7 protein-coding genes are annotated in these 8,242 nt (G+C 72.6%); 4 read left to right on the forward strand and 3 right to left on the reverse strand.

The genetic code is table 11. The features are described 5' to 3' along the window. Positions 1–3: 3 nt before the first annotated feature. Positions 4–732 carry a TetR/AcrR family transcriptional regulator gene (locus IH45_RS0134605; RefSeq protein ID WP_030677936.1) on the reverse strand — a complete coding sequence of 243 codons (729 nt, stop codon included), beginning with the start codon at positions 730–732 and terminating at the stop codon, positions 4–6. A gap of 170 nt (positions 733–902) precedes the next feature. Here IH45_RS0134605 and IH45_RS0134610 point away from each other — a divergent pair, with 170 nt between their 5' ends. Next, complete coding sequence (locus IH45_RS0134610) at positions 903–1,877, forward strand: NAD-dependent epimerase/dehydratase family protein (protein WP_030677938.1); 975 nt, start codon at positions 903–905, stop codon at positions 1,875–1,877. Here IH45_RS0134610 and IH45_RS0134615 read toward each other — a convergent pair. Together IH45_RS0134615 and IH45_RS0134620 are read right to left on the reverse strand one after the other, a co-directional pair. Beyond that, positions 1,840–3,342 (reverse strand): MFS transporter, encoded by a 1,503-nt coding sequence (locus tag IH45_RS0134615; protein WP_030677941.1) that lies wholly within the window; start codon positions 3,340–3,342, stop codon positions 1,840–1,842. The two genes, IH45_RS0134610 and IH45_RS0134615, sit on opposite strands and share 38 nt — an antisense overlap. Further along, complete coding sequence (locus IH45_RS0134620; RefSeq protein ID WP_030677944.1) at positions 3,339–3,971, reverse strand: TetR/AcrR family transcriptional regulator; 633 nt, start codon at positions 3,969–3,971, stop codon at positions 3,339–3,341. The genes IH45_RS0134615 and IH45_RS0134620 overlap by 4 nt, the downstream gene beginning before the upstream one ends. 189 nt (positions 3,972–4,160) lie before the next feature. Here IH45_RS0134620 and IH45_RS0134625 point away from each other — a divergent pair, with 189 nt between their 5' ends. From IH45_RS0134625 to IH45_RS0134635, 3 genes are all read left to right on the forward strand, one after another. Next, positions 4,161–4,487 carry a hypothetical protein gene (locus IH45_RS0134625; RefSeq protein ID WP_030677947.1) on the forward strand — a complete coding sequence of 109 codons (327 nt, stop codon included), beginning with the start codon at positions 4,161–4,163 and terminating at the stop codon, positions 4,485–4,487. A gap of 212 nt (positions 4,488–4,699) precedes the next feature. After that, complete coding sequence (locus IH45_RS0134630; protein WP_032918821.1) at positions 4,700–6,166, forward strand: UDP-glucose dehydrogenase family protein; 1,467 nt, start codon at positions 4,700–4,702, stop codon at positions 6,164–6,166. A gap of 156 nt (positions 6,167–6,322) precedes the next feature. Beyond that, positions 6,323–7,984, forward strand: coding sequence for an MFS transporter (locus tag IH45_RS0134635; protein ID WP_267885171.1), 1,662 nt, complete (start codon positions 6,323–6,325; stop codon positions 7,982–7,984). Positions 7,985–8,242: the final 258 nt, after the last annotated feature.

The raw sequence follows: 8,242 nt of genomic DNA on the forward strand, positions 1-8,242 counted from the left end.
AGGTCAGCCGCCGGCAGCCAGCCCCACCGCATCGGCCAGCGCGCCCATCTCAAGGTCCAGGAGGGTGCCCGCGTTGTGGCCCATGCCCTTGAAGTTGCCCTGGACTTCGAGGCTGACGATGCCGTGCATGCGGGCCCAGGCGAGGACGGAGGCGGCGAGGGCGGGAACCGGGTCGGTGGTCTCCGGAGCGTAGGCGGCGATCCACTCGGCGACGCCGGGGGTGCCCGTGACCCAGGCGCGTACCTCGTCGTACAGCGGTGCCGCCGCCGGCCACGGCCCGCCCTCGGCCAGGACGGCCACGAACGGGCCCATGACCGCGCGGGCGCTGTCCGTGGTGTGGGCGGGGGCCTCGTACGCCATGGCGGGCGTGCCCGCGAGGAGCAGGTACCGGTGCGGCTGGGCCAGGGCCCAGTCCCGGTACGCGTGGGCGAGCGCGAGCAGCCGGTCGCGGGGTGACCGGTCGGCGGTCCGGTGCGCCGCCGTGCGGATGGCCTCGGCGGCGTCCTCGTAGCCATCGCTGATGAGTGCCGTGAGCAGGTCGTCGCGGTTGCGGAAGTACTTGTAGAGGGCCGGGCCCGACATGCCGAGGGTCTTGGCGATGGCGTTGATGCTCAGCGCCTCGATGCCGCCGGCCGCGATCTGCGCCAGCGCGGCCTGCTTGACCTCCTGCTGGACCTGGGCCCGGTAGCGCTGGCGCGGCGTCTGGGCGGCGTCGGGTGCGGACGGTGGCATGGGGCGGCTCCAGCGATGACGGGCGGCGGGGTCTCCAAGGGTTCTGCAGGGAGAGAGTATCGCTTGTAGATTTGGTTAGAGGCTGTAGCTATAGTGATGGGCAGTTGCGGGGCGTGCCTCTGTGGGGCGTGCTCCGTGTCGCCGCGTTTCTACGAGGAAGAGGTTCCGCCATGCCTGCCAAGCCCTCCCGCCCGCTGCACGTCGTCCTCGGCACCGGCCCCGCCGGGCTCACGCTGGCGCAGGTGCTGCTGCGCCAGGGTTTTCGCGTACGGACCGTCGACCGGACGGGCCGCACCGTGCTGCCCGGCGCCGAGGCCGTCGCCGCCGACCTCGGATCACCGGATGCCGCGCGGGAGGCGGTGCGGGGCGCCGAGGTGGTCTACCACTGCGTAAATGTCGCCTATGAACTTCAGGTCGAGGTGATGCCCGCGCTCCAGAAGGTGATCGTGGAGGCCGTGGCGGCGGCGGGCGCGCGGCTGGTGGTCATGGACACCCTGTACCCGTACGGTCCCTCCGGCGGCGAGCCCCTGACCGAGGACTCCCCATGGCGGGCCACCTCCCGCAAGGGCCGGATGCGGGCGGAGCTGGATGAGGCGTACCTGGCGGCCCACGAGGCGGGGCGGCTGCCGGTCGTGCTGGCCCGCGCCGCCGACTTCTACGGGCCGCGCGTCCTCAACTCGACGCTCGGCGCGACGACGTTCCCGCCTGCCCTGACCGGGGGCACGGTCATGGCCATCGGCGATCTGGACCTGCCGCACAGCTTCACGTACATCGGGGACGTGGCCCGTGGCCTGGCCCGCCTCGGTCAGGAGCCGAACGAATACGGGCGGGCCTGGCACCTGCCGACGGCCCCGGCGCCGACCGTGCGTGAGGTGCTGGACCTGGTGCGGGAGTGCGCCGGGACGGCGTTCGGGACCGAGGTGCTGACGGAGCCGCGCGCCTGGGGGCCGTTCGACGAAACCTTCATGGCGGAGTACGCCGAGCTGTTCTACCAGCACACCGAGGGGCAGACGATGGTCTCGGACGCGTTCGAGCAGCGCTTCGGTATGGCGCCGATGCCGCTGCGCGCGGGCATCGGCGCGACCGTCGACTGGTACCGCGGGTGGCTCATGGAGCGGAGTGGGGCAGGCGTGGCGGCGGCCTGACGGCCACCCTGTCCGCTTCCGTACGCCCCGGCAGCCGAAGCGCCAGGAGTACGCCGACGGCCGCCACCCCCGCGAGGACCCCCAGCGTGGGGCCCATCGCCGAGACGAAGGCCGAGGGCGGGGTGGATGCGGAGGGCGGAGCGGACGCGGAGGGCGAGGCACCCGCCCCCGCGCACGCCGTCATCAGCATCGTCGCCGCGGCCACCCCTACCGCCGGCCCGATGTTCATGGCCGTCTGCTGGAGTCCGCCCGCCACCCCGGCGGTGTGCGCGGGGGCCTGGCGGACGATCACGGCCGTCGCGGTGACCATCACCGTGCCGAATCCGGCGCCCAGCAGGAAGAAACAGCCGCCGATGGCCACGGTGCCCGAGGCCTGGTCCAGTTGGGACATCAGGAGGACGCCGGCGGCAAGAAGCGCCGCCCCGCACGTCGTGGTACGGCGCGTGCCCAGCCGCCGCTGCACCGTCGCCGAGACCGGGGCGCACACCACCATCATTACGGCGAGCGGAAGGGTCTCCAGCCCGGCCCGGAACGGGTCCAGCGCGAGGACGTCCTGGAGGTAGTACGTGCAGAGGAACAGGGCGCCGAACATGGCCGCCGTCGCGGTGACCAGGATGCCGAGCGCGGGGGTGACGCCTGGGGCGCGCAGCACGTCCGGCGGGATCAGCGGGCCGGGGGTGCGCCGCTCGTGCCATACGAAGACGGCGCCCGCCACGACGGCGGTGGCGAGCCCGAGCGCGATGGCCGGTGACCAGCCGCCCTCCGGCAGCCCGACGAGCGTGTGCACCAGGCCGCTCAGCGCTACGGCGAGCAGGAACGCGCCGGGCAGGTCCAGCCGTACGGTGGGGGAGGGGGCTCCCGTACGCTTCGGCATCCGTACGGCGGGGGAGGGGGCCTCCGTACGCTTCGGCATCCGTACGGTGGCAGCCAGGCCGCACGCGGCCAGCGCGGGCACGACGTTGAGGAAGAAGACCGCACGCCAGCCCAGTTGAGCGGCGAGCGCGCCGCCGAGGACCGGCCCGGCTGCGGCGGCCAGCCCGATCGCGCTCGTCCGCACCGCGATCGGCGTACTGATCCGGTCGGGCGGATAGGCGGCCCGCAGCATGCCCAGCGTGGCCGGTTGCAGCAGTGCGCCGCACACCCCCTGGGCGACGCGCAGACCGATGAGCCAGCGGATGTCGGTGGCCAGCCCGATGCCCGCCGAGGTGAGGGCGAAGCCGAGCACTCCGGCGGCGAAGACCTGCCGGTGGCCGTACCGGTCGCCGAGGCGGCCCGCGAAGACGAGCAGGCTGGCCACGGCGATCAGGTAGCCGGTGCCCGCCCACTGGACCTGCACGAACGAGGCGTGCAGATCGCGTTGGAGGGCGGGCTGCACGACGGTCAGCACCGTGCCGTCCAGGGCGACGATCACCGCTCCGGTGATGCTGCTGATGAGTGTGAGGTGCTGGAGGCGGCGCGGGGTCACCGGGGCGCCTGGCCCAGGTGGGCGTCGAGCGCGGCATGGAGGAGAGGTTCAACGTCGTCGGCGCCGGTGGCGAGCTGGAGGCTGCCCCAGCCCCACAGCTGGGCGGTGCCGTGCAGGTTTGCCCACAGAGCGCCCGCTACGACGCGTGCTTCGGCCTCCGGTCGGGTGCGTACTTGGGCGACCAGGCCGACGAGGGCGGTGAACATCGGCAGGCTGGTCTCGCGCAAGCCGAGATGGCCGCTCTCCAGCAGGTCGTGGCGGAACATCAGCTCGTACATGCCGGGGTGCGTACGGGCGAAGTCGAGGTAGGCCCGGGCGAGGGTGCGGAGTTGGGCGCGGGGGTCCGACTCGGCGGCGGACTCCTCGGCGGACTTCTCTTGTACGGCTGCGGCCAGGTGGTCCGACAGCTCGCCGAATCCCTGCCGTGCGATGGCGGACAGCAGCGAGAGATGCGTAGGGAAATAGCGGCGCGGCGCCCCGTGCGAGACGCCGGCGCGGCGCGCGATCTCGCGCAGGGTCAGCGCCTGCACCCCTTCGGCAGCGACCAGTTCGGCCCCGACGGTGACCAGGCGGGAGCGCAGGCCGCCGTCTTCCTGCTCCGGCGTTCCGGCCGCGTTCGCGTTGTCCATAGACACTGTCTACCAGTGGCGCGTAGACAGTGTCTACTCTGTCGTGCCGCTGTGGGATGATGGCGTGGTGCTCGCGCAGTGTCCGCGCGGGCTCGCGGGTGCGCAATTCCCTTGCGTGCCCCTTCGGTTATGTACGTCTGGTTCGGTTATGCACGTCTGGCTCCGCCGGACGGAAACGGGGATTCAGCAATGCGCATTACGGGGAAGCGCGGCCGGGTGGCCGGCATCGCCACCGCCGCGGTGTTCGTCGGCGGCATGCTGCTCGGTACGGCCACGCCTGCCAGCGCGAAGTCCAACGACTACGCCTGCGGCGCCTGGAAGAGCGACAAGCACAAGTGGTCCGCGTCCTGCATCGTGTGGAGCGGTAAGGCGCGCTCCGAGACCGAGTGCTACAACGCCAAGAAAAAGAAGACCTACGCCCAGCACGGAGCCTGGGTCGGCCGTGGCTCGTGGACATTCGCCGGGAACTGCGGCAAGGACCGCCTGGTGTCCCTCGACACGCGCTGGAAGCGTTGACCGGTCACGGGTAACGGCCTCTCCGGCCAGTACCGGAAAAGGCGTGCGGAATGGCTCCATAAGGCCGTCCCGCACGCCTTTTCCGCTACGGAGGCCCACTCCGGCTGCGCACCCGCACCGCACCTCGCACACTGGGAACAATTGCCTCGTCGCACGGGGGAATCCACTGGCGGGGCGCAACAAATCAGCAGGACCGAAGGGGCTGATTTGGGATGCGAGTCGCGGTCATAGGACAGGGATACGTGGGCTTGACCGGAGCGGTCGCCCTGGCCCATCAAGGGCATCACGTCACCGGGATCGAACAGGATCCGGACCGGCTGCGCGTCCTGGAGGCGGGACGGGCGCCGGTCTTCGAGCCGGGGCTGCCGGAGCAGCTGACGGCCGCACAGGCCACCGGGCGGCTCCGCTTCGCCCGGTCCGTCACCGAGAACCACCGTCGGACGCCGTTCGACATCGTCCTCGTCACCGTCGGGACACCGCCCGCGCCGGACGGCTCCGCCGATCTGACGCAGGTGACCCCCGTACTGAACGAGGTCCTGCAACTGCTGCCCGCGCCCTGCGTGGTGCTCAAGTCCACCGTGCCGCCCGGCACCAGCGCCATGCTCGCCGAGGCCTACCCGCGGCTGCGCGAACGCTTCGCGTACAACCCGGAGTTCCTCAACCAGGGCAGCGCGCTGGAGGACTGGGCCGTCCCCGCCCGGATCGTGGCCGGCACCTGGCACGAGGGCGGGCTGCGGGCGCTGCGCGAGCTGTACGCGGGGGTGGCCGCGCCCTGGGTCGAGACGACGCCCTCCGGCGCAGAGATGATCAAGTATGCGAGCAACGCCTTCCTCGCCACGAAGATCAGCTTCGCGAACGAGGTGGCCGGGATGTGCTGCGGCCCGGACATCGACATCGACCATGTGATGCTGGGCGTCGGCTTCGACCCCCGGATCGGCCACGCCTTCCTCCAGCCCGGCCTCGGGTACGGCGACTCCTGCCTGCCCAAGGACACCAACGCGCTGGCCCACTGGGCGAGCACCGAGGGCCTGGCGACCCCGCTGCTGCGCGCCACCATCGCCGTCAATGACGCCCAGTTCGGACTGGCCATCCAGATGCTGCGCGCCGAACTCGGCGGCGGGCCCGCCGACGGCCTGGCGGACGCGGAGATCGCGGTGCTCGGCGTACGGTACGAGCCCTGGAGCGACGATCTGCGCGCGGCGCCCAGCCGTACGGTGATCCCGGCGCTGCTCGGCCAGGGCGCGCGGGTGCGGGTGTGGGACCCGGGCACCGAAGCGGACACGATCACCGGGCTGTTCCCCGGCGCCCGTGCGGCGGAGGGCCTTACGGAGGCGGTCGAGGGCGCGCACGCCGTCGTGGTGCTGACCGAGTGGCCGCAGGCCATCGAGGCGGACTGGCGGGCGCTGGCCGCCCTGCTCTACGAGCCGCGGTTGATCATCGACGGCAAGAACTGCCTCAGCCCGGAGCGGATGGGCGAGCTGTCCGTCCGCTACCGCAGCATCGGCACCCGGCTGCCCGCGTCGGCCGTCGGGGGACGGCTCGGCCCGGCGGCCGGTGACCGCGGCGGCGCGGAGCCGGAACCAGGAGCCGCCGTTCGAAGGGCCGCTCCGGAGTCGGCACCGAGAGCCGCCGTCCGCAGGCTCCCTCCGGAGCCGCCGCCCCCTCTCCCAGACCGGTGAACTTCGGGACGTAGGGGACCATTTGCCACTCGCCGCGGGTACGGACACAGGGACACAGCAGTCGGTCCCACAGCGAGAAGAGCGTTTCACGTGAAACAGCCCCCCGCGCTGGACGAGCCGCCCCCGGGCGGAGTCCCCCCGGGCCCCCCGGAGGCGATGCCCACGGAACCGTCAGCATGGGCCCCCATGCGCCGCCGGATGTTCCGGGCGCTGTGGACGGCCCAGCTGGCGGCCAACATGGGCACCTGGATGCAGACGGTCGGCGCCCAGTGGCTGATGGGCGACCTCGGCGGCGGTCCGCTGGAGGTGGCCCTCGTCCAGACGGCCACCACACTGCCGGTCTTCGCGCTGGTGGTGCCGGCCGGCGCGCTGGGCGACATCCTCGACCAGCGGCGGCTGCTCCTCGGCGGGCAGCTGCTGATGTTCCTCGGAGCGGCCGGGCTGGCCGCGGTCACCGGCGCCGACCAGGTGACCCCGACCCTGCTGCTCCTGCTCACCGCCCTGATGGGGGTGGGCGAGGCGTTCTGCATCTCCTCCTTCCAGGCCATCCAGCCCGAGCTGGTCAGCAAGGAGGAGATCCCGCAGGCGGCCCTGCTCAACAGCGCCAACGGCAACGTCGCACGGGCCGCCGGACCGGCCCTGGGCGGCCTGCTCATCTCCGCGGCGGGCCCGGCGGCCACCTTCGGGATCAACGCGCTGTCCTTCCTGGGCGTGCTGGTCGTGCTCTACGCCTGGCGGCGGCCCGCCACGCACCGGCCGCTGGGCTCGGAGCACGTTCGGGGCGCGATCCGCGCGGGCGCACGCTACGTCCGCAGGGCGCCCGAGTTCGGTGCCGTACTCGGCCGCTCCGGGCTCTTCATGCTGTTCGCGGGCGGGCTGTGGGCGCTGCTCCCGGCGATCGCGCGCGGCCCGCTGGGCATGAGCGCCGGGGGGTACGGGCTGCTGCTGGGCTGTGTCGGGGTGGGCGCGGTGGCCGGGGCGCTGGCGCTGCCCGCCGTACGGCCCCGTACGACGACGAACGGCCTGGTCACCGTCGCCATGGTGCTGTACGCGGCGACCATGGCGGTGATCGGCCTGGTGCACTCGTCGATCGTGGCCGCGCTGGCCCTGATCGTCTCGGGCCTGGCCTGGGTGGCCGTACTGTCCACCCTCTCCGCCTCGGCGCAGATCCTGCTCCCCGTATGGGCACGCACCCGCGCGCTCGCCTACTACCAGCTGGTCTTCATGGGCGGCCAGGCGCTGGGCGGGGTGGGCTGGGGCCTGGTGGCCGACTGGTTCGGCGTACAGAGCGCGTTCGTGATCGCGGGCGTCGGGCTGGCGCTGACGACGGTCGCGGGCATGCGGACGATGCCGCTGCCCGCCGGGCACATCGACGTGGAGCACGTCCAGCACTGGCCCGAGCCGGAGAGCATGCAGACGCCGGGCCGGAACCTCGGGCCCGTGCTGGTCATCGTGGAATGGCAGGTGGAACGGGCCAACGCGGAGGCGTTCATCCAGGCCATGCGGCCGGTGGGGCAGGCGCGGCGGCGTACCGGCGCGACCATCTGGGGCCTGTACGAGGACATGGAGGACCCGACGGTCTTCCTGGAGACCTTCACCGTCGTCTCCGAGCGCGAGCACCTGCGCCAGCACCTGGAGCGCGGCACCAAGGAGGACCAGGAGCTGGAGCTGCGGGCCCGCGGCCTGACCCGGCCGGGCACCGCTCCCCGCGTACGGCACCTGATCTGGGCGTACGCGAGGGACCGCAGCCAGGAGCTGTCGGACCACGACGGGGAGACGGCGGCTCGCGACGGGGCGCTGGCGGCCCACCAGCACTGAAGCACCGGGCGGCCGGGGCGCCTGTGCGAGACGGGCGAGGGCGAGCAGCCCGGGCGCCCGTCCACCAGGGCCGCCCGGCCCCCTCCCGCCCCCACCCGTCCCGCATTCCGGACCACTCTGCCCAACGCATACGTGTTGTATCTATGCTGTGTGCATGCCACCAGCTTCATCAGCCCCATCAGCTCCATCAGCCGACACTCCAGTCGCAGCCGTCCCGAACACCTCACGCACCACAAACGCCCCCACCACCCCCACGCC

The sequence above is a fragment of the Streptomyces rimosus subsp. rimosus genome (genome assembly GCF_000720725.1).
Taxonomy (GTDB): Bacteria; Actinomycetota; Actinomycetes; order Streptomycetales; family Streptomycetaceae; genus Streptomyces; species Streptomyces rimosus_A.